19 protein-coding genes are annotated in these 20,048 nt (G+C 71.8%); 11 read left to right on the forward strand and 8 right to left on the reverse strand.

The window, feature by feature from the left end; all coding sequences use genetic code 11:
• Positions 1-40: 40 nt before the first annotated feature.
• Genes ACGFI7_RS23315 through ACGFI7_RS23340 form a run of 6 tightly spaced genes read left to right on the forward strand, consistent with a single transcriptional unit; the run spans position 41 to position 5,692 of the window.
• Positions 41-1,315 (forward strand): hypothetical protein, encoded by a 1,275-nt coding sequence (locus tag ACGFI7_RS23315; protein ID WP_393407859.1) that lies wholly within the window; start codon positions 41-43, stop codon positions 1,313-1,315.
• Positions 1,312-2,514 (forward strand): CaiB/BaiF CoA transferase family protein, encoded by a 1,203-nt coding sequence (locus ACGFI7_RS23320; protein WP_393407861.1) that lies wholly within the window; start codon positions 1,312-1,314, stop codon positions 2,512-2,514. Before ACGFI7_RS23315 ends, ACGFI7_RS23320 begins: the two co-directional genes overlap by 4 nt.
• The gene (locus ACGFI7_RS23325) at positions 2,511-3,620 is read left to right on the forward strand and encodes an acyl-CoA dehydrogenase family protein (protein WP_393407864.1); all 1,110 of its coding nucleotides are present in this window, start codon (positions 2,511-2,513) and stop codon (positions 3,618-3,620) included. Before ACGFI7_RS23320 ends, ACGFI7_RS23325 begins: the two co-directional genes overlap by 4 nt.
• A gap of 57 nt (positions 3,621-3,677) precedes the next feature.
• On the forward strand, positions 3,678-4,469 hold the full coding sequence (locus ACGFI7_RS23330; protein WP_393407865.1) for an enoyl-CoA hydratase/isomerase family protein: 792 nt from the start codon (positions 3,678-3,680) through the stop codon (positions 4,467-4,469).
• Positions 4,470-4,478: 9 nt separating this feature from the next.
• Positions 4,479-5,234 (forward strand): 3-oxoacyl-ACP reductase FabG, encoded by a 756-nt coding sequence (fabG, locus tag ACGFI7_RS23335; RefSeq protein ID WP_393407867.1) that lies wholly within the window; start codon positions 4,479-4,481, stop codon positions 5,232-5,234.
• Positions 5,234-5,692: a MaoC family dehydratase gene (locus ACGFI7_RS23340; RefSeq protein ID WP_393407870.1), complete on the forward strand. Its 459-nt coding sequence runs from the start codon at positions 5,234-5,236 to the stop codon at positions 5,690-5,692. The genes fabG and ACGFI7_RS23340 overlap by 1 nt, the downstream gene beginning before the upstream one ends.
• Before the next feature lie 83 nt (positions 5,693-5,775).
• Here the strand turns inward: ACGFI7_RS23340 and ACGFI7_RS23345 are convergent, their stop codons facing one another.
• From ACGFI7_RS23345 to ACGFI7_RS23355, 3 genes are all read right to left on the reverse strand, one after another.
• On the reverse strand, positions 5,776-6,777 hold the full coding sequence (locus ACGFI7_RS23345) for an LLM class flavin-dependent oxidoreductase (RefSeq protein WP_393407873.1): 1,002 nt from the start codon (positions 6,775-6,777) through the stop codon (positions 5,776-5,778).
• 9 nt (positions 6,778-6,786) lie between these two features.
• Entirely contained in the window at positions 6,787-7,656 is an 870-nt protein-coding gene (locus tag ACGFI7_RS23350; RefSeq protein ID WP_393407875.1) for an amidohydrolase family protein, read from the reverse strand.
• A 70-nt stretch (positions 7,657-7,726) separates the two neighbouring features.
• Complete coding sequence (locus ACGFI7_RS23355; protein WP_393407877.1) at positions 7,727-8,923, reverse strand: acyl-CoA dehydrogenase family protein; 1,197 nt, start codon at positions 8,921-8,923, stop codon at positions 7,727-7,729.
• A 139-nt stretch (positions 8,924-9,062) separates the two neighbouring features.
• Here ACGFI7_RS23355 and ACGFI7_RS23360 point away from each other — a divergent pair, with 139 nt between their 5' ends.
• On the forward strand, positions 9,063-10,016 hold the full coding sequence (locus ACGFI7_RS23360; protein WP_393407880.1) for a MaoC family dehydratase: 954 nt from the start codon (positions 9,063-9,065) through the stop codon (positions 10,014-10,016).
• A 37-nt stretch (positions 10,017-10,053) separates the two neighbouring features.
• The gene (locus ACGFI7_RS23365; RefSeq protein ID WP_393407883.1) at positions 10,054-10,800 is read left to right on the forward strand and encodes a GntR family transcriptional regulator; all 747 of its coding nucleotides are present in this window, start codon (positions 10,054-10,056) and stop codon (positions 10,798-10,800) included.
• Between the two features lie 58 nt (positions 10,801-10,858).
• Here ACGFI7_RS23365 and ACGFI7_RS23370 read toward each other — a convergent pair whose 3' ends face one another.
• Positions 10,859-11,053: a CsbD family protein gene (locus tag ACGFI7_RS23370; protein ID WP_393407885.1), complete on the reverse strand. Its 195-nt coding sequence runs from the start codon at positions 11,051-11,053 to the stop codon at positions 10,859-10,861.
• A gap of 178 nt (positions 11,054-11,231) precedes the next feature.
• Positions 11,232-11,771: a hypothetical protein gene (locus ACGFI7_RS23375; protein WP_393407887.1), complete on the reverse strand. Its 540-nt coding sequence runs from the start codon at positions 11,769-11,771 to the stop codon at positions 11,232-11,234.
• 181 nt (positions 11,772-11,952) lie between these two features.
• On the opposite strand from ACGFI7_RS23375, the gene ACGFI7_RS23380 reads away from it, so the two are divergent.
• Both ACGFI7_RS23380 and ACGFI7_RS23385 read left to right on the forward strand, forming a co-directional pair.
• On the forward strand, positions 11,953-12,306 hold the full coding sequence (locus ACGFI7_RS23380; protein ID WP_393407890.1) for a DUF488 domain-containing protein: 354 nt from the start codon (positions 11,953-11,955) through the stop codon (positions 12,304-12,306).
• Positions 12,307-12,384: 78 nt separating this feature from the next.
• The gene (locus tag ACGFI7_RS23385; protein WP_393407892.1) at positions 12,385-14,790 is read left to right on the forward strand and encodes a penicillin acylase family protein; all 2,406 of its coding nucleotides are present in this window, start codon (positions 12,385-12,387) and stop codon (positions 14,788-14,790) included.
• On the opposite strand, the gene ACGFI7_RS23390 is transcribed toward ACGFI7_RS23385, so the two are convergent.
• Genes ACGFI7_RS23390 through ACGFI7_RS23400 form a run of 3 tightly spaced genes read right to left on the reverse strand, consistent with a single transcriptional unit; the run spans position 14,787 to position 18,254 of the window.
• Positions 14,787-15,515 (reverse strand): ABC transporter ATP-binding protein, encoded by a 729-nt coding sequence (locus tag ACGFI7_RS23390; RefSeq protein WP_393407895.1) that lies wholly within the window; start codon positions 15,513-15,515, stop codon positions 14,787-14,789. The two genes, ACGFI7_RS23385 and ACGFI7_RS23390, sit on opposite strands and share 4 nt — an antisense overlap.
• Positions 15,512-17,281, reverse strand: coding sequence for a dipeptide/oligopeptide/nickel ABC transporter permease/ATP-binding protein (locus ACGFI7_RS23395; protein WP_393407897.1), 1,770 nt, complete (start codon positions 17,279-17,281; stop codon positions 15,512-15,514). Before ACGFI7_RS23395 ends, ACGFI7_RS23390 begins: the two co-directional genes overlap by 4 nt.
• A 1-nt stretch (position 17,282) precedes the next feature.
• Positions 17,283-18,254: an ABC transporter permease gene (locus ACGFI7_RS23400; protein ID WP_393407900.1), complete on the reverse strand. Its 972-nt coding sequence runs from the start codon at positions 18,252-18,254 to the stop codon at positions 17,283-17,285.
• Positions 18,255-18,450: 196 nt separating this feature from the next.
• Between ACGFI7_RS23400 and ACGFI7_RS23405 the strand changes: the two genes are divergently transcribed.
• The gene (locus tag ACGFI7_RS23405) at positions 18,451-20,040 is read left to right on the forward strand and encodes an ABC transporter substrate-binding protein (RefSeq protein WP_393407902.1); all 1,590 of its coding nucleotides are present in this window, start codon (positions 18,451-18,453) and stop codon (positions 20,038-20,040) included.
• Positions 20,041-20,048 lie beyond the last annotated feature (8 nt).

Raw genomic sequence — 20,048 nt, forward strand, 5'->3', positions numbered from 1 at the left:
TAAGATAGCAAAGAAAAGGCGAGAGAAGGCGGACAGCTACATGGCTCCGACGGAAGAGAAGACCCGCCCCCGTATCACCGACGAGGGGGTGGAGGCGCTCCGGGCACGCATCGGCATCCCCCAGCCCAATCCCGTCCCGCCCCACTACCTCCGTCCCGGCACCGACACGTTCCGGATCGTGGCTCGCTCGTACGGCGACGACAACCCGCTGTGGTGCGACCCCGACCACGCCGCCCGCTCCCGCTGGGGGCAGCCGATCGCGCCGTTCCCGCTGGTCGGCGGCGACAGCCTGATCGGCGAGGACGTGCTCACCGAGGCCGACCTGGCCCGGCAGGACGAGGTCAAGGGCGACCCGCTGCGCGGCGTGCACGCCTTCTACTCGGCCTGCGAGCGCGAGTGGTGGCACCCGCTCCACTCCGGCCAGGCGGTGCACCGGCGCAACGCGCTGGTGGGCGTGCTGGACAAGCCCAGCGAGTTCAGCGGCCGGGCCGTGCACGAGTGGAACGCCAACGTGTTCGCCACCGCCGACGGCACCCCGCTGGCCGGCCAGTACCGGCTGATGATCCGTACCGAACGCGACGAGGCGCGCAAGCGCAAGAAGTACGACGACGTCGTGATCGAGCCGTGGACCGAGGAGAAGATCGCCGAGATCGACGCCCGGTACGCCGCCGAGCGGGCGCGCGGCGCGGAGCCGCGCTGGTTCGAGGACGTCCAGGAAGGCGAGGAGATCACCCCGCTGGTCAAGGGCCCGCTGACGGTGACCGACATGGTCTGCTGGCACACCGGCATGGGGATGGGCGTGTACGGGGTCGCGCCGCTGCGGCTCGGCCACCGCAACCGGCAGCGCATCCCGCGCTTCTACCACCGCGACGACCTCGGCGTGTGGGACGCGATGCAGCGGGTCCACTGGGACCCCGAGTTCGCCCGCCGCTCCGGCAACCCGACCACCTTCGACTACGGCCGGATGCGCGAGACGTGGATGATCCACGCCTGCACCGACTGGATGGGCGACGACGCCTGGCTCTGGCGGATCCGGGTGGAGTTCCGCAAGTTCAACTACGTCGGCGACGCCCAGTGGATCACCGGCAAGGTCGTGCGCAAGCACCTCATGGAGGACGGCAACGGCGTCCACCCGGCCGTCGACCTGGAGCTGGCCGCCACCAACCAGCGCGGCGAGGTCACCGCGCCGGCCACCGCCACCATCCTGCTGCCGAGCCGCGAGCACGGCCCCGTCGCCCTGCCCGAGCCGATGGGCGGCGCCACCACGCTCGACGGCACCCTGCAGGCCGCGATCCGGCACTTCGCCAGGTCATGACCAGGCCGCTCGACGGCCTGCTGGTCGTCTCGATGGAGCAGGCCGTGTCCGCCCCGTACGCCACCCGGCAACTCGCCGACCTCGGCGCCCGGGTGATCAAGGTGGAGCGGCCCGACGGCGGCGACTTCGCCCGCGCCTTCGACACCCACGCCAACGGCACCGGGGCGCACTTCGCCTGGGCCAACCGGAACAAGGAGTCGCTGGCCGTCGACGTCAAGACGCCCGGCGGCCGGCAGGTCGTCGGTGAGCTGCTGGCGCGGGCCGACGTGTTCGTGCACAACCTGATCCCGGGCGCCGCCGGCCGGCTGGGCCTGGACGGCGCGTCGCTGCGCGCCGCCCATCCGCGCCTGGTGGTCTGCGAGATCTCCGGCTACGGCACCGGCGGGCCCTACGACGGGCGCAAGGCGTACGACCTGCTCGTCCAGGCGGAGTCCGGGCTCACGGCGATCACCGGCAGCCCGCAGGACCCGGTCAAGCCGGGCATCTCGGTGGCCGACATCGCGGCCGGCATGTTCGCCTTCTCCAGCGTGCTCGCGGCGCTGCTCCGGCGGACGACCACCGGCGAGGGATGCGTGCTGGAGGTGTCCATGCTGGACGCGATGGCCGACTGGATGGGCTACCCGCTGGTGGTGCGCCGGCACGGCACGGAGCCCGCGCTGTCCCCCGGGATGAGCCATCCGGCCATCGCGCCGTACGACGCGTACCGGGCGGCCGACGGGCGGCTGGTGACGGTGAGCGTGCAGAACGACCGCGAGTGGGCCAAGCTGGCCGCGACGGTGCTGGGGCGGCCGGAGCTGGCCGACGACCCCCGGTACGCGACCAACCAGGCCCGCGTGGCGCACCGCGACGAGATCGACGCGCTGGTGGCCGCCGCGATCGGGGCCGTGGACGCGGACCGCGCGGTGGAGTCGCTGCACGCGGCCGGGATCGGCTGCGGGCTCGTCAACGACCTGGCCGCGGTCGTCGAGCACCCCCAGCTCGTGGCCCGCGACCGCTGGCTGACCGTGGACGCGCCGGCCGGGCCGGTCGCCGCCCCGCTCGCGCCCCCGGTGACCGCGGCCTGGCAGCCGCCGGCCCGCGCGGTGCCGCGGCTGGGCGAGCACACCGAGGCGGTGCTGCGGGAGCTGGGACACGACGCGACGGCCATCGCCAAGCTGCGCGCCGATGGCGCCGTACGGACGAGCGAGGAGGGGTCATGACGGTGACGTCCGAAGAGGACCTGGAGGAGTTCCGCGCGAGCGTGCGGGGCGCGCTGTCGCAGGTCAGCACCTCGGCCCGGGTTCGGGAGGCGATGCTGACGGCGAGCGGGCGTGACGAGCCCACCTGGCGCGCCCTGGTCCAGCTCGACCTGCCCGGCCTGATGCTGCCCGAACGCTGGGGCGGCAGCGGGCTCGGCGCCGCGGAGTTCGCCGTGGTCGCCGAGGAGTGCGGCGCGTGGCTGGCCTGCACGCCGCTGTTCGGCACCTCGGTGCTGGCCGTGCCGCTGCTGCTCGCGCTCGGCGACGAGGCCGCGCTCGACGCGTACGGGCCGCGCGTCGCGAGCGGCGAGCTGACCGCCACCGTCGCGCTGGCCGAGGCCGGGGCGCGCTGGGACCTCGGGACGATCCGCACCGCCGCCCGCCGCGACGGCGACGGCTGGCGGCTCGACGGCGGCAAGTCCCACGTCGTCGACGGAGCCACCGCGGACCTGCTGCTGGTCGTCGCCGGAACCCCGGACGGCCCCGGCGTGTTCGCGGTCGAGCGCGACGCGCCCGGGATGGCCGTGGAGCCGCTGGTCACACTGGACCTGACCAGGAAGATGGCGCGGATCGAGCTCGACGGCGTCCCGGCCACGCTCGTCGGCCCGGTCGGCTGCGCGGACGCGCTGGCCGCGGCCACCGACGTGTCACGGGCGCTGCTCGCCGCCGAGCAGACCGGGGTCGCGCAGCGGTGCCTCGACATGACGGTCGAGTACGCCAAGACCCGGATCCAGTTCGCCCGCCCGATCGGCTCGTTCCAGGTCATCAAGGAACGGCTGGCCGACGCGCTGATCAAGGTCGAGTCGGCCCGCTCCGCCGTCTACACGGCGACCCGCTCGGAGGGCGCCGCGCTCGCCCGCGACTCGCGGGTGGCCGCGCTCATGGCGGGCAAGGCCGCGTCCTGGGTGACCGCCCAGACGATCCAGCTGCACGGCGGCGTCGGCTTCACCTGGGAGCATGACGCCCACCTGTACTTCAAGCGGGCGCGTACGAGCGCTCACTTGCTCGGCGATGCCGGCGAGCACGTTGCGGCGCTCGCGGGGATGCTCGAGCGCGAGGTCGTCTAAAGGGTCGTCCAAAGGGTCGTCCAAAGGGTCGTCCAAAGGGTCGTCTGAGGAGAGAGCATGACGTACGAGACCATCAAGGTGGAGCGGCACGGCCGCGTCGGCTGGCTGATCAACGCCCGCCCCGAGGTGCTGAACGCGATGAACAACGCGATGCGCGACGAACTGGCGGACGCCTGGCTGGAGCTGGACCGCGACCCGTCGGTCCGGGTGATCGTGCACACCGGCGAGGGCCGCGCCTTCCAGACGGGCGCCGACCTCGCGGAGATCGCCAACGACGGCGTGGGCATGCAGCGCTACCAGGACAGCCTGATGAACTTCGACCTGCATTTCACGTCCTGGCACCAGAACGTGAGCAAGCCGGTCATCGCGGCCGTGAACGGCATCTGCGCCGGCGGCGGGCTGCACTTCGTGGCCGACGCCGACATCGTGATCGCCGCGTCCGACGCCACGTTCTTCGACCCGCACGTGAGCGTGGGCCAGGTGACCGCGATCGAGGTGATCGGGCTGGCCAAGAAGATCCCGTTCGAGGCGGTGATGCGGATGGCGCTGGTCGGCTCGCACGAGCGGATGAACGCGCAGCGCGCCCTTGAGCTGGGCCTGGTCAGCCAGGTCGTGGACCCGCCCGCGCAACTGCGCGAGGCCGCGCAGGAGCTGGCCGAGAAGGTCGCGCGCAACTCCCCCGCCGCGATGGCCGCCACCAAGAAGGCCCTCTGGGCCGCGCTCGAACTGGGACTGACGGACGCCTGCAAGGTGGGCACGCAGCACCTGGTAGGCATGTGGGGGCACCATGACCAGACCGAGGGACCGCTCGCCTTCGTGGAGAAGCGCGAGCCCCGCTGGGCTGAATGAGAGAAGAGGATGAGTATGGAGACGAACCTGCTCGACGGCCGCGCGGCCGTGGTCACCGGCTCGGCCCAGGGCATCGGCCTGGCGATCGCGACCGTCCTGGCCCGTAACGGCGCGTCGGTGGTGATCAGCGACGTCAACGCGGAAGGCGCCAAGCAGGCGGCGGCCGACCTGGAGGCCCAGGGCCTGAAGGCGATCGCGGTGCCGTGCGACGTGACCGACGAGGCGGCCGTCGAGGCGTTGGCCGACGCGTGCAAGTCCGCCTTCGGGTCGCTGGACGTCATGGTCAACAACGCCGGCATCACCCGCGACGCGACGATGCCGAAGATGACGCTGGAGAACTTCAAGCTGGTGCTGGACGTGCACCTGACCGGGGCCTGGCTGGGCACCCGGGCGGCGGCGCGGATCATGCGGGAGCAGCGGAGCGGCGCCATCATCAACATCTCCTCCATTTCCGGAAAATCCGGAAACTTCGGGCAGACCAACTACAGCTCCGCCAAGGCCGGCATGATCGGCCTCACCAAGGCCGCCGCCAAGGAGCTGGCCCGCCACCAGATCCGGGTCAACGCCATCCAGCCCGGCCCCATCCGTACCGCCATGACCGCCGCCATGCCGCCGGAGGCGCTGCAGAAGATGGTCGACAACATCCCGCTCGGCCGCATCGGCGAGCCGGAGGACATCGCCAACGCCGCGCTCTACCTCGCCTCCGACCTGTCGTCGTTCGTCACCGGCATCACGGTGGAGGTCGCCGGCGGGAGGAACATCTGATGCGGGTCTTCAAGAGTCTCGACGAGTTCACCGCGCAGGTCGGGCAGACGCTCGGCACCAGTGACTGGCTGGAGATCGGGCAGGAGCGGGTGGGCACGTTCGCCGACGCGACCGGTGACCACCAGTGGATCCACGTCGATCCGGTGCGGGCCGCCGACGGGCCGTTCGGCGGCACGATCGCGCACGGCTACCTGTCGCTGTCACTGCTGCCGGTGCTCATGGGCACGATCTACCGCATCGAGGGCCTGCGGATGGGCGTCAACTACGGGCTGAACAAGGTGCGTTTCCCCAGTCCGGTACGGGTCGGCTCGCGCATCCGGGTCACCGCGGAGCTGCGGGAGGCGCGGGAGGCGAGCGGCGGCGTCATGGCGGTGCTGGGCTCGACGATGGAGATCGAGGGGGGCGCGAAGCCCGCCTGCGTGGCCGAGACGATCACGCTTTACTACCCGCAGGGCTGAAAGGACTTCCCGCAGGGCCGAAAAGGGCCGAAAAGGGGCCCGCCCCCTCCGCAGCGCAGTTGACGGAGGGGGCGGGCGGCGGGCTACCAGCTCTTGAGGGTCGGCAGCACGCGGTCGGCGAATCTCTTGAGGTCCTCGTACGCCTCCTCGGGCGGGGTGCCGCCCGCCGGGCCGGAGTGCACGATGTCGGTCAGCGGGAGGTCCTTGACCAGCGATTCGAGGGTTCCGATGACGGTGTCGGCGTCGCCGATGATCTCGTAGTCGCGGTATGCCTCGGGTGAGGGGGCAAGGCCGTACTGGAGGTCCGGGTCGCCCATTTCGTCACGGATGCGGCGGTAGAAGTCCCAGCGTTCGAAGATGAGGTTCTTGCGGCGTTCCCAGACGGCGTCGGGGTTCTCGTCGGTGACGGTGATGGCCCACGGGTTGGACACGCGGACCTGGTCGCGGGCGATGCCGGCTTCGGCCAGGCCGTCGAAGTAGGCCTGGTGGAACTCGGGGTCGACGGAGGCGCCGTGCAGGTTGGCGCCCATCCGCCCGGCGCGGCGGGCGGCGGGGGGCGCGGTGGCGGCGACCCAGAGCGGCGGGTGCGGCTGCTGCAGCGGCGCGGGCGCGACGGTGACGTCCTTGAGCTCGTAGTAGCGGCCGCTGTAGCTGAAGGGCCGCTGGGTCCAGGCGAGCTTGAGCACCTCCAGGCCCTCCTGCATGCGGGACGGCCTGGTCTTGGGCGAGTAGCCGAGCGCCTGGTACTCGGCGGCGCTGTGCCCGGAGCCGACGGTCACGTCGAGCCGGCCGCCGGACACGTGGTCGAGGACGGCGGTCTCCTGGGCCAGCATGGCCGCGTGGTGCAGCGGGAGGATGTAGACGTACGAGCCGATCTTGATGGTGCTGGTGCGCTCGGCGAGCATGGTGAGGAAGATCGGCACGGAGGGCGCGTACCCGTCCGGCTGGAAGAAGTGCTCCTGCACCATGACGTAGTCGAAGCCCATCGCCTCGGCCTCGCACATGAGGTGGAGACAGTCTTCCCAGTGGTCGCGCCACGGCCGCCCGAGCGGGTTGCGCATGTCCATGGTGAATCCGACGTGCATGACCTCTCCTCAGATCCGGTAGCGGCGGGTGGCGTTGGCGACGAACACCTGCTCGCGTTCGTCGTCGGTGAGCCCGGCGGTGGCGCCGAGGTAGGCCTCGGCGAGCCGGTCGTAGCCGCCGAAGAGCGAGTCGACGGGGAAGTTGCTGCCGAAGAAGGCGCGGCCGGTGCCGAAGACCTCCAGGCAGGTCTGGATCCACGGCCGGAGGGTCTCGGCGTCGAGAGTGTGCAGGCTCATGGGCAGGCCGGAGATCTTGCATTCGACGTTGTCGAGGGCGGCGAGCCTGGTGAGGCCGTCGCGCCAGGCGGCGAACTGGTCGGGGTCGCCGCCGTCGGGCCAGCCGGCGTGTTCCAGGACGACCGCGAGGCCGGGGAAGTCGCGCAGCAGCGGCAGCCAGGCGTCGACCTCGCCGGGGTGGATGACGACGTCGAAGACGTGCGCGCCGGCGTCGAGCAGTTCGACCAGCCGCCGGGTGACGGGGTCGGCGGGGTCGAACCCGTACAGCACGCGGATGCCTCTGAAGAGCCGGCTCTTGGCCTGTTCGGCGAGGTCGGCGGCGACGGTGTCGGCGTCGGCGCCGGGCTCGACGGCGCCGATGACGGCGCCGACCAGGCCGTGTTCGGCGGCGACCCGGTCCAGCCAGCCGGCTTCGTCGAGGTGGGTGCCGGGGGCGGTGACGGCCGAGACGTGCACGGTGCTGACGACGTCGAGGCCGGAGCCGGCGGCGTCGGCGCGGTAGTGCTCGGGCAGGTAGTCGCGCCGCAGTCCGGCCATGTCGCCGATGCCGAAGTCGTCGGAGTCCTCGGGCGGGTCGAGGGCGGGGTACCACTTGTGCTCGGTCAGATGCCACAGGTGCATGTGGCTGTCTACGAAGCGCACGGCTGCCACCTCACTTCAATCATTGCAAGGATAGCTAAGATATAGCCTGGATTCAGCCCTGTCCACGACGTCAGGAGGGCAGCCCGTACTCCTCCAGCAGCCGGCGACCGATGATCATGCGCTGGATGTCGGCCGTGCCCTCGCCGATCAGCAGCATCGGGGCCTCACGGTAGAGGCGCTCGATCTCGTACTCGGTGGAGTAGGCGTACCCGCCGTGGATGCGGAAGGCGTCCTCCACGACCTCCTTGCAGTACTCGGAGGCGAGATACTTGGCCATCCCCGCCTCCAGGTCGTTGCGCTGCCCGGAGTCCTTCTTGCGCGCGGCCATCACCATCATCTGGTGGGCCGCCTCGACCTTGGTGGCCATGTCCGCGAGCCTGAACTGCACGGCCTGATGCTCGGCGATGCGCCTGCCGAACGTCCGGCGCTCCTGGGCGTAGCGGACCGCCAGTTCGAAGGCGCGCAGCGCGACCCCGCAGCCGCGGGCGGCGACGTTCACCCGGCCGACCTCGACGCCGTCCATCATCTGGTAGAAGCCGCGCCCCGGCGTCCCGCCCAGCACCTGCGAGGCGGCGGCGCGGTAGCCGTCGAACACCATCTCGGTCGTGTCGACGCCCTTGTAGCCCAGCTTCGAGATCTTGCCCGGGATGGTGAGCCCCGGCTCGACCTCGCCGTACCCCGGCTCCTTCTCCACCAGAATCGTGGTCATGTTGCGGTAGACCGAGTCGGCGCCCTCGTCGGTCTTCACCAGCACCGCCACCAGGTTGGCGGTGCCGCCGTTGGTGAGCCACATCTTCTGACCGTCGATCACGTACCCGTCGCCGTCGCGGGCGGCCCTCGTGGTGATCGCCGACACGTCCGACCCGCAGCCGGGCTCGGACATGGAGAACGCGCCGCGCACCTCGCCGGCGGCCATCCGCGGCAGGTAGTGCCGCCGCTGCTCCTCGGTGCCGTGCTTCATGATCATGTACGCGACGATGAAGTGCGTGTTGACGATGCCCGACACGCTCATCCAGCCCCGGGCGATCTCCTCCACGGCCAGCGCGTAGGTCAGCAGCGACTCGCCGAGCCCGCCGTACTCCTCGGGGATGGTCAGCCCGAACAGCCCCATCTCCCGCATCCCGTCGACGATCTCCGCCGGGTACGCGTCCTCGCGCTCCAGGCGCTGCGCCACGGGCAGGATCTCCTTGTCCACGAACTCCCGGACCGTGCCGAGGATCTCCTGCTGCACGTCGGTCAGTCCGTCGGTCTGCGCGAGCCGCCCCATGGCCTACCTCCTCGTCGATTTGTACGGCCATATTTATGACACATGCCTCATATGTGCCACAAGTGGGTGGTTGACAGCTACGAGGCCAGCACGTTTTCATTTGGCCGTATATTTCCGTACCAATCGCAGGAGGCGGCCGGTGGCGCTCGTGGACGGCCCGTACTTCGAGGACCTGAGCGCCGGGATGCGGTTCGACGCCGCCCCGGCCGTCACGCTCACCGAGGGGCTGGCGGCGGCCCACCAGGCGATCGTCGGCTGCCGGCTGCCGCTGGCGCTCGACCACGGCCTGTCGCGCCGGGTCACCGGGGAGGTGCTCGCCGCGCCCCCGCTCGTCTGGGACGTCGCCATCGGCCAGTCGACCGTGGCCACCCACACCGTGGTGGCCAACCTGTTCTACCGGGGCGTGGTGTTCCGGCGTGCGCCCGCCATCGGCGACACGCTCACCACGGTCACCGAGGTGGCCGGCCTGCGGCAGAACACGCGCCGCCCCGGCCGCGCGCCGACCGGGCTGGCCGCGCTCCGCATCAGCACGACCGACCAGGAGGGCAGGCCCGTCCTGGACTTCTGGCGGTGCGCCATGCTGCCGCTGCGCGACGGCGACCTGGACACCGGCCACGCCGACGACCTGTCCGCCATCGGCTCCGGGCCCGACCATGACGAGCTGGCCGCCGTGACCGCCGGCTGGGACCTGGCCGCCCATCCCCGGGGCGCGGCGGTCGAGGCCGGGGACGTGTTCGAGGTGGCCGGCGGCGACGTGGTCTCCTCGGCGCCCGAGCTGGCCCGCCTCACGCTCAACGTGGCCAAGGTGCACCACGACGCGGCGGCCGGCGAACGCCTGGTCTACGGCGGTCACACCATCGGGATCGCGCTCCACCAGGCCGTGCGGGCGCTGCCGTCGCTGGTCACCGTCGTCGGCTGGCACGGCTGCGACCACCTGGGCCCGGTGCGCGAGAACGACACCCTCACCAGCACCGTCGAGGTCGAGCGGCTGGACCCGCTGCCGTCCGGCACGCTCGCCCACCTGCGCTCACGGGTGCGCGCCAACCGCGCCACCGACGTGCTCGACTGGCGATTCGCGGCGGTTCTGGCGTAGGCCGGTAGGCTGCCGCGGGGCACACGGGAGGTCGGCGATGGCGAGCACCGGGCGGCGGGAGAGCAGCTACAGCGCGCTCGCCAGGGAAGTCCGCAACGACATCCTCGCGGGCCGCTACGCCGACGGGCGGCAGCTGCCCACCGAGGCCGAGTTCGCCGAGCGCCACGGCGTGAGCAGGCAGACCGTGCGCCGGGCGTTCCAGGACCTGGTCGCCGAGGGGATGGTCTACCGGGTCCCCGGGCGCGGCACCTTCGCCAGGCCGCGCGAGGGCACCTACCTGCGCCAGTTCGGCTCGGTCGAGGACCTCATGGCGCTGTCGGTCGACACCCGGATGGACATCACCGTGCCGCTGCACCGACGGGTGGACGTGGCGGCCGCCGGCCGGCTCCGGCTGACCAGCGACGCGGTCAGCAGCCTCGCGTTCCGCCGGCTGCACGACGCCGTGCCGTTCTGCGTCACGACCGTCTACCTGCCGCCGCGCGTGGGCGGTCTGCTCCAGGACGTCGCCGAGCTGGCGGCCGAGGGTGCGACCAGCGCGGTCACCATCATCGGGCTGCTCGACACCCGGCTCGCCGCGCCCATCGCGGAGGCCGACCAGAGCATCACGGTCGCCGCCGCCGACCCGTCGGCGGCCCGGCACCTCGGCTGCGCCCCCGGTCACCCGCTGCTCCGCATCGACCGGCTCTACTACGACACCGAGGGCGCCCCGGTCGAGCTGGCGATCAGCCACTTCCTGCCGGAGCACTACTCCTACCGCACCCACCTGCGCCGCAGCGTCACCTGACCCGGACACGGCAGGGCCGCCGCCGGTCAGCCCGGCGGCGGCCCCGTGCGTCGTGCGGTCAGCGCTTGAAGGCGTCCTTGACGTTCTTGGCGGCGTCCTTGGCCTTCTCGCCCGCCTGCTTGACCTTGCTCTCCGACTGGTCGGCGCGGCCCTCGGCCTCAAGGCGCTCGTCGTCGGTCGCGCGGCCCAGACCTTCCTTGGCCCGGCCCTTCATCTCTTCGGCCTTGTTGGAAACCTTGTCGTCGGCACCCATGCCGGCACCCCCAATGCTGCTTCGGTAAGAAGAACCCCAACCCTCTATCCGAACCCGCACTCGGGAAACCTCCTCCAACAGCGAAGAGGGCGGGGGCGGGTGGAAGGACCCGCACCCGGAGAACTTCCCCCAATGCCGAAGACCCGGCCCGTCCGGGCCGGGTCTTGTTCCGTGGCGCTCACTTGAGGATGGGGTGCCGCTGGACGATGGGGAGGTTGCCGAGGCCGAGGGTGGCGCCGGCGTTCGCCATGGCCAGGCCCGCCAGGACGATCGCGTAGACGAGGTGCTCGTCCATGAACGGGTTGGTGGTCAGGGGCAGCGCCGCCGCCCACATGAGGACCATCATCAGGCCGCCCGCGACGGCCGCGACGCGGGTGCCGACGCCGAGCATGAGCGCGAGGCCGATGCCGAGGAGGCCGAGCATGAACATCCAGTCGACCCAGGCCTGGCCGGCGAGTGCGGTGAAGAGGCCGCCGAGCGCGTTCTCCTCGGTGCCCTTGAGGAAGCCGGTGGTGGGGCTGCCGCCTGCCAGCCAGGCCTTCTCGGCCGGGGTGGCGAAGCCGAGTCCGAAGGTCTTGTCGACGAAGGCCCAGAGGAAGGTCCAGCCCAGGGCGATCCTGGCCACGGCCCACACGTAGTCGACGGGGCGACGGGTTTCTGCCGCGGGAGTGTGCACGGGGATCTTGCGTGCGGTGGGACGGTCGTATGTGGTGGCCATGGCTCCTGTCCTTTCACGGGTGCCTTTCGCTGGTTACAGTTCATCGGATCCGCGAGATCGCGGGCAGAGCCGTACGACCCCGGCCCGATGGGACCTTCGGCACCGGCCCGCCCGACGTCCGCCCCTACCCGTGACCGGCCCGCGGGCGGTGTCATGGCGAGAAGGGGGTAGGCAGGTAGACGTGGGACCCATCACCATCCAGCGTGTCTACGACGACCGGCCGGCCGAGGGCGCGGTGTTCCTGGTCGACCGGATGTGGCCGCGCGGCGTACGCAAGGAAGACCTGCGGCTCGACGGCTGGGTGCGCGACGCCGCGCCGTCGACCGAGCTGCGTCAGTGGTTCGGCCACCGGCCCGAGCGCTTCGCCGAGTTCGCCGAACGCTACCGGGCCGAGCTCGACGCCGGGCGGGAGGCGCTGCGCCCGCTGCTCGACGCCGCGGCCGAAGGCCCGGTGACCCTGCTCTACTCGGCCAAGGACACCGAGCACAACCAGGCCGTGGTGCTCCGCGACTATCTGCTGTCAGGGCCCGGCTAGCCGATCAGACCAACGCCGGGCGAGCGCTTGGGGCTATTCGACGATGCCCGTGCCGGAACCCGGACGGACACTCGCGGCATGATCACACGCCTGTTATGCACCGTCGTCCTGGTCGCGGCCGGGCTCGTGGCGCCGGCGTCGGCCGCGACCGCCACCGGCGCCGCCGGCTACTCCGCGACCATCCGCTACACCGAGTTCGGCATCCCGCACGTCACGGCCGGCAGCTACGGCGACGCCGGCTTCGGCCAGGGGTACGCCATGGCCAAGGACAACATCTGCACGCTCGCCAACGGTTACGTGACCGTGCGCGGCGAGCGGTCGCTGTTCTTCGGTCAGGCAGGGAAGGCGTTCGGGGCCGACTCCGCGCCGCTGCACGTGCCCGCCACCAACGTGTACTCCACGGCCCAGAACAACCTGGACAGCGACGTCTACTTCCGCGGCCTGTTCGCCGGCGGGATCCTCGCCGAGCTGCTCGCCCAGCCGTACCCGCAGGGACCGCGCGACGAGGTCAAGGACATCATGCGCGGCTACGTGGCCGGCTACAACAAGGTCGTCGCCGAGGGCGGCATCACCGACGCCCGCTGCGCGGGACAACCGTGGGTGCGCGCCATCACCGAGGAGGACGCCTGGAAGTACATCTACGGCCGCCTCATGTACGCCGGTCTGGGGCAGGCGGCCATGGGCATCGCCCAGGCCGACGGGCAGCGCGGCACCGGCTCGGCCGCGGAGCCGAGCGAGGAGGTGGCGTCCGGCGCGGCGTGGAAGATGCTGCGTGAGCGGCAGCTCGGCAGCAACGCGGTCGCGGCCGGCGGCGACCTGTCCCAGAACGGGCGCGGCCTGCTGCTGGGCAACCCGCACTTCCCGTGGCACGACGGGCTGCGGTTCTGGCAGTCGCACCTGACCATCCCGGGCGAGCTGAACGTGTCGGGCGGGTCGCTGCTCGGCCTGCCGGGCATCCAGATCGGCTACACCGCCGGGGTGGCGTGGAGCCACACGGTCAGCGCCGCCTACCCGTTCGTGATCTACGACCTGAAGACGGTGCCGGGCAGCCCCACCTCCTACATCGTGGACGGCCAGGTCGAGCAGATGACCAGCCGGGACATCGCGGTGCCGGTGCAGGGCGGCGGCACGGTGACGCGCCGCCTCTGGTACAGCCGGTACGGCCCGGTCACCACCCAGGTGGGCCCGCTGCCGCTGCCGTGGGGCGGGCTGCTGGCGTTCAGCGTGTCCGACGCGAACGTGCGGAACCTGCGGGCGGTCAACGCCTGGTTCGACTTCAACCACGCGCAGAGCACCGCCGAACTGGACCAGGCGCTCCGCGGCAACCAGGGCATCCCGTGGGTGAACACGATCGCCGCCGACTCCGCGGGCAACGCCTACTTCGCCGACATCCAGGTGGTGCCGAACGTCTCCGACGCCAAGCTGGCCGACTGCGTCACCCTGCTCGGCCAGGTGACCGGGCTGTACAACCTGACGGTGCTGGACGGCACCCGCACCTCCTGCCTGCCGGGCGACGACCCGGACGCGATCGTGCCGGGCATCTTCGGGCCGGCCAACCAGCCGTCGAAGTCGGTGCGCACGTACGTGGAGAACTCCAACGACAGTCCGTGGCTGGTCAACCACTATCCGGGCGACCGGTTCACCACCCTGCCGAAGGCCATGGTCAAGACGGGCGTCGCGCAGGACCTGCGGTCGCGGTACGCGCTGACCACGATCCCCGGGCTGGGGCAGCTCACCCGGGCGAAGATGGAAGGGCTGCTGTTCTCCAACCGGGTGCACGCGGCCGAGCTGACCAGGGACGACCTGGTGGCGATGTGCCGCAGCATGCCGCTCGGGTTCGCGCCGTCGAACCAGGGGCCGATCGCGGTGGGCGACTCCTGTGACGTGCTGGCCGCCTGGGACCTGCGCAACGACCCGGACAGCCGGGGCGCGCTGCTGTTCCAGCGGTTCTGGGAGCGGGCCACGATCGGGGCCACGCTGCCCGAGCAGGCGATCAAGAACCCGTGGCTGACGCCGTTCTCTGCGGCCGACCCGATCGGCACGCCCACCGGGCTGAAGGTCACCCCCGGCCACCGGATCGACTTCGGCAACGCGCTGCGGGATCTGCAGAACGCGGGCATCGCGTACGGCGCCAAGTTCGGCGATCACCATTACGTGACCCGCAACGGCGTCAAGATCCCCATCCACGGCGGCGGCGGGTCGACCGGCGGCGTCTACAACCTCAACATCGCGCAGTGGGACCCGGCCGCCGGGTACTCGGAGATGCTGCACGGCTCCAGCTACGTCCAGGCGGTGTCGTTCGACGGCGACTCCTGCCCTGACGTGCGCGGCTTCCTGACGTACTCCCAGTCGGGGAACCCGGCCTCGCCGCACTACGCGGACCAGACGGCCGAGTTCGCCGCCAAGCGGTGGATCACCCAGCGCTTCTGCGAGGCGGACGTGCTGGCCTCGCCCGCGCTGCGGACGGTCACCGTGACCGGCTAGCGCAGCCTGGGGACGGACTCCAGGAGAGTCCGCGTGTACGGGTCCCGTGGCGAGGCCATCACCTCGTCCACGGGGCCCTCCTCGACGACGAGGCCCCGGCTCATGATCGCCACCCGGTCGCTCACGTACCGGACGACGGCCAGGTTGTGCGAGATGAACAGCAGCGTGAGCCCGAGCTCGCGCTGGATGTCCCTGACGAGGTTGAGCACCATCCCCTGGACGGACACGTCGAGCGCCGAGGTGATCTCGTCGGCGATCACCACCTCGGGGCGCGCCGCCAGCGCCCGCGCCAGCGCCACCCGCTGCCGCTGCCCGCCGGAGAGGAGCCGCGGCAGCCGCTGCGCGTGCGCGGCCTCCAGCCCGACGAGGTCGAGCAGCCGCGCGACCTCGGCCGAAGCGCCCGCCGCCGCGGACCCGAGGAGGCGGCGGCGCGGGAGGGCCTCGGCGATGGCGGCGCCGACCGTCATGCGCGGGTCCAGGGAGGAGTACGGGTCCTGGAAGACGAGCTGAACGGCCCGCCGGCGGTCCGGGACGACGTGGCCGGCGGCGAGCGGCACCAGGCCGACCGCCGCCCGCGCGAGGGTCGACTTGCCGCAGCCGGACTCGCCGACCAGGCCCACCACCGTGCCCGACGGCACCTCCAGGTCCACGCCGCGCACGATCTCGGTCGCGTGCCTGCCGCGCCCGAGTCGCACCCGTACGCCATGAAACTCCAGCGCCGTCACCGCTCGCTCCCCTTCTCCATGATCGTCACCGGCTCGCCCAGCACCGGGTGCCAGCACCGGACCCCGTCCTCCAGCGGCGGCAGCTCGCTCACGCACCGGGAGTCGGCCAGCGGGCAGCGGGGCGCGAACGGGCAGCCCGCCGGGCGCTCCGCCGGTGACGGCATCCGGCCCGGGATGGTGGCCAGCGGCTGCGACCGGTCGGCCGCCATGTCCGGCACCGAGGCCAGCAGCGCCCGCGTGTACGGGTGGGCCGGCCCGGCCAGCAGCCGCTCCACGGTCAGGTCTTCCACGATGAGGCCCGCGTACATGACCAGGACCCGCGAGCAGAGCTGCCCGACCACGGCCAGATCGTGCGAGATGAGCAGGATCGCCGCCCCGGTGCGGTCGCTGACCTCGCGCAGCAGGTCCAGGATCTGCTTCTGTACGGTCACGTCCAGCGCGGTCGTCGGCTCGTCGGCGACGATCACGCGCGGGCTGCCCATCAGCCCCATGGCGATCATCGCCCGCTGCCGCATGCCGCCCGACAGCTCGTGCGGATACTGCCGCACGACCTTGGCCGCCGCGGCGATGTGCACGTCGGACAGCCGGGTGACGGTCCGTTCCGCGGCGGCCTTGCGCGCCAGCCGCCCGTGCACCCGGGCCACCTCGGCGAGCTGGGTGCCGACCCGCAGCGCCGGGTTGAGCGAGGTCATCGGATCCTGGAAGACCATCGCGGTCTCGCCGGCCAGGACCGTGCCGGACACCACGCCGGGCGGCTCGATCAGCCCGGAGACGGCCAGGGCGGTGAGCGACTTGCCGGAGCCGGACTCGCCGACCAGGCCGACCCGCTCCCCCTGCGCGACCCGGAACGACACGCCTTTGACCGGCTCGGCGTCCCCGTACGCGACCCGCAGGTCCTCGACGGTGAGCGCGTCGCCCGGGACCGGCCGGATCGAGCGGCCGGACGGGTGGGCGTCGGACGCCCGGCCGCCGAACACCTGGGCGGCGAACTCGCCCAGGACGTTGAACGCCAGCCCGGCGAGCACCACGGCGGCGCCGGGCGCGAGCGCGGCGGCCGGGTTCAGGTAGACGCGGTTGAGTCCCTCGTTGAGCAGCAGGCCCCAGTCGTAGTCGGGCGTCTGCACCCCCAGCCCCAGGAAGGACAGCGCGGCGAAGGCCAGCAGCGCGCCGCCCGCGCCCAGCGTGGCCTGCACGATCAGCGGTTCGCCGATGTTGGGCAGGATGTGCCGGAACAGCATCCGCAGCCGCCCCACCCCGAGGACCCGGGCCGCGGCGACGAAGTCCCGTCCGGCCACCGAGGCGGCCAGCGTCTGCGTGAGCCGGGCGAACGCCGGCACGCCGGCCAGCCCGATCGCCACCGCCGCCGAGGTGCCGCCGCTGCCCAGCACGACGGCGAGCACCAGCGCGATCAGCAGTCCCGGGAAGGCCACCACGAGCCCGATGAACCCGTTGACCAGCCGCCCGGCCCGGCGGCCGAGCACGGCGGAGAGCCCGCCGAGCAGCAGCCCGCCGCCGACCGCGATCGCGGTGGCGAGCAGCGCCAGCCCGACGGTGAGCTGCGAGGCCACCATGACGCGGGCCAGCACGTCGCGGCCGAGCCCGTCGGTGCCCACCGGGTGGTCGGCGCTGGGCCCCTGGCCGAGCGCCATCGTGTCGGTGCGGACCGCCTCCTCGGCCCAGAAGACCGGCCCGAGGACGACCATGAACAGCAGGAACGCCAGCGACGCGACCGCCGCGACGCCCAGCGGGCTGCGGAGCCTGCGCATTTCAGTCCTCCCGGATGGTGGAGCGGGGGTCGAGCCTGCCCAGGGCCACGTCGACCAAGAGGTTCACCAGCAGCACGGCCGCGCCGTAGACGAGCACCACGCCCTGCACGACGGGATAGTCCTTGGCCTTGATCGCCTCCACCAGGGCGTCGCCCAGACCGGGCCAGGCGAACACGTTCTCCACCAGCACGCTGCCGGCGATCAGCCCGGAGATGAGCAGGCCGCCGATGGTGAGCGCGCCGGTGAGCAGGTTCGGCAGCGCGTGCCGCAGGTAGACCAGCCGGGCGGGCAGCCGCTTGGCCCGCGCGGTGCGCATGTAGTCGGACGAGAGCACGCCGAGCGCCTCCACCCGGACGATCCGGCCGAGCGCGGCGGCCGGGCCGAGTGCCAGGGCCAGCGCGGGCAGCACGTAGTGCTCCGGCCCCATCGCGCCGGTGACGTCCGCGACCGGCAGCAGTTCCAGGGTTACCGCGAACACCACGATCAGGGCCACGGCCAGCAGGAACTCCGGCACCACCGCCAGGAAGCCGCTGACCCCGGTGAACACCAGCTCCAGGCCGCGCCGCCGGCCGCCCCTGGTCCACGCGGCCAGCGCCATCCCGACCGGGATCGCCGTGAGCATCACCACCGCGAACGCCACCAGCGCCAGCAGCGCCGTGTACGGCAGCCGGTCGGCGATCGTCTGCGCGACCGGCAGCCCGGACACCAGCGACTCGCCCAGTTCGCCGGTGAACAGTCCGGCCACGTGGCGCCCGTACTGCTCCCAGAGGGGTAAGTCGAGGCCGAGCGCGTGGGTGCGGGCGGCGATCAGCTCCGGTGAGGCGGTGACGCCCAGCGACGCCCTGACCGGGTCGCCGGGGATGACGTGCACCATCCCGAACGTGGCGGTCACCAGCAGGGCCAGCGAGAGCAGGAAGCGCACCAGGCGCCTGCCCACATACGCGGCCCAGGGATGACTCTGCTGGATGGCCATGGCGGGCATCCTGTCACGCACCTCGCCCTACGGAATCGTGGGAATCGCCCACACCTGGCATCCCAATATGTCCACCGAAACAACGGCTCGTACATATGTACCGTGATATTTCGTGGCTTCGTCGGATCCCACGATGACCGCCCCGCCCCCGGGCAGCACGCTGGCCCGTATCCGCAACATAGGGATGGGAGACGATATGCGCGCTCGCCTGCTCGGGCTGCTGTGCGCGGTGGCCCTGACGTCCGCGGCGTGCGGGACCTCCGGGTCCGGCGGGGAGCCTGCCCCCGCGGGCACGAGCCGGTACGCCGAGGGCGCCACGTTCACGATGGCCATCTTGGAACCCGGCGATCTGAACCCGCTGCTGACCGCCTTGTCCGAACCCCGGCAGGTCGATTTCTTCCTGTACGACACACTCGTCGCGTACAAGGAGGACGGCACGGTGCTGCCCGGCCTGGCCACCGAGTGGAAGGACACCGCCACGTCGGTGGAGTTCACCCTGGCCAAGGGCGTCACCTGCGCCGACGGCACGCCGCTGACCGCCAAGGACGTGGCCGACAGTGTGAACTTCATCGCCGACCCGGAGAACAAGTCCCAGTTGCTCGGGCTGTTCGTGCCGGCCGACCTGAAGGCCACCGCGGACGACGCGGCGGGCAAGGTGACGATGACGGTCGAGGCGGCGGACCCGTTCCTGCTGCGCAGGCTGTCGTCGGTGTTCATCGTGTGCGGCAAGGGCCTGACCGACGCCGAGGGGCTCAAGGCCGGCAAGCACGGCACCGGCCTCTACCAGATCACCGAGTCCGTGGCCGACGACCATTACACGCTGACCCGGCGGCCGGAGTACGCGTGGGGCCCCGGCGGGGTGACCGCCAAGGAGCCGGGCCTGCCGGAGAAGGTCGTGCTCAAGGTGGTCAAGAACGAGACCACCGCGGCCAACCTGCTGCTGAGCAACCAGCTGAACGCGGCCAACGTGATCGGCCCGGACCGGGCCCGGCTGGACCAGAAGCAGCTGTTCAAGAGCGAGATCCGGCTCATGTTCGGCGAGTACACGTTCAACCAGGCCGAGGGCCGTCCCGCGCAGGACGAGAAGGTGCGGCAGGCGCTGACCGCGGCGCTGGACCTGGACGAGCTGGCCAGGGTGGCGACCGGCGGCACCGGCGTGCGGCCCGACGGGCTGAGCATGCAGCCACGGGTCTGCCCCGACGTGACCACCACGGCGCTGCCCGCGCACGACCCGGCCAAGGCGGCGGCCCTGCTGGACGAGGCCGGCTGGGTCAAGGGCGCCGACGGCGTCCGGGCCAAGGACGGCAAGAAGCTGGAGCTCACGTTCCTCTACCTGACCGAGCACGGCGACCCCGGCAAGGCCGCCGCCGAGCTGATCAAGCAGAAGTGGACCGAGCTGGGCGTGCCCACCGAGCTGTCGCAGGTCCCCAGCTCCCAGCTGGGCGGCGTGAACGACGGCAGCACCGACTGGGACGCCGGCTGGATCCAGGTGAACGTGCCGCTGCCCAGCATGATCGTGCCGTTCCTGACCGGTGACGGCCCGCCGAAGGGCTCCAACTGGTCGTCCATCAAGAACGCCGACTACGACCGGCTCGTGGCGGAGGCCGCCAAGGCCACCGGCGACGAGAGCTGCGCCAAGTGGAACGAGGCGGAGAAGGCGCTCTACGCCAAGGCGGACATCGTGCCCTTCGCCGACACGACCACCCCGCTGTACGGCAACGGCGCGGAGTTCGGCCGGCTGGGCGGCGTGTTCGCCCCGAGCACGATCCGCATGCTGAGCAAGTGAGGTGAAGG

The sequence above is a fragment of the Nonomuraea sp. NPDC048826 genome (assembly GCF_043198225.1).
In the GTDB taxonomy this organism is placed as follows: Bacteria; Actinomycetota; Actinomycetes; order Streptosporangiales; family Streptosporangiaceae; genus Nonomuraea.

Bases quoted from the DNA above. Each gene is read 5' to 3' on its own strand.
- ACGFI7_RS23405 (WP_393407902.1), top strand. From the start codon at position 18,451: ATGCGCGCTCGCCTGCTCGGGCTGCTGTGCGCGGTGGCCCTGACGTCC.
- ACGFI7_RS23330 (WP_393407865.1), top strand. From the start codon at position 3,678: ATGACGTACGAGACCATCAAGGTGGAGCGGCACGGCCGCGTCGGCTGG.
- ACGFI7_RS23325 (WP_393407864.1), top strand. From the start codon at position 2,511: ATGACGGTGACGTCCGAAGAGGACCTGGAGGAGTTCCGCGCGAGCGTG.
- ACGFI7_RS23315 (WP_393407859.1), top strand. From the start codon at position 41: ATGGCTCCGACGGAAGAGAAGACCCGCCCCCGTATCACCGACGAGGGG.
- ACGFI7_RS23375 (WP_393407887.1), bottom strand. From the start codon at position 11,771: ATGGCCACCACATACGACCGTCCCACCGCACGCAAGATCCCCGTGCAC.
- fabG (WP_393407867.1), top strand. From the start codon at position 4,479: ATGAGTATGGAGACGAACCTGCTCGACGGCCGCGCGGCCGTGGTCACC.
- ACGFI7_RS23395 (WP_393407897.1), bottom strand. From the start codon at position 17,281: ATGCGCAGGCTCCGCAGCCCGCTGGGCGTCGCGGCGGTCGCGTCGCTG.
- ACGFI7_RS23345 (WP_393407873.1), bottom strand. From the start codon at position 6,777: ATGCACGTCGGATTCACCATGGACATGCGCAACCCGCTCGGGCGGCCG.
- ACGFI7_RS23340 (WP_393407870.1), top strand. From the start codon at position 5,234: ATGCGGGTCTTCAAGAGTCTCGACGAGTTCACCGCGCAGGTCGGGCAG.
- ACGFI7_RS23355 (WP_393407877.1), bottom strand. From the start codon at position 8,923: ATGGGGCGGCTCGCGCAGACCGACGGACTGACCGACGTGCAGCAGGAG.
- ACGFI7_RS23400 (WP_393407900.1), bottom strand. From the start codon at position 18,254: ATGGCCATCCAGCAGAGTCATCCCTGGGCCGCGTATGTGGGCAGGCGC.
- ACGFI7_RS23320 (WP_393407861.1), top strand. From the start codon at position 1,312: ATGACCAGGCCGCTCGACGGCCTGCTGGTCGTCTCGATGGAGCAGGCC.
- ACGFI7_RS23385 (WP_393407892.1), top strand. From the start codon at position 12,385: ATGATCACACGCCTGTTATGCACCGTCGTCCTGGTCGCGGCCGGGCTC.
- ACGFI7_RS23365 (WP_393407883.1), top strand. From the start codon at position 10,054: ATGGCGAGCACCGGGCGGCGGGAGAGCAGCTACAGCGCGCTCGCCAGG.
- ACGFI7_RS23370 (WP_393407885.1), bottom strand. From the start codon at position 11,053: ATGGGTGCCGACGACAAGGTTTCCAACAAGGCCGAAGAGATGAAGGGC.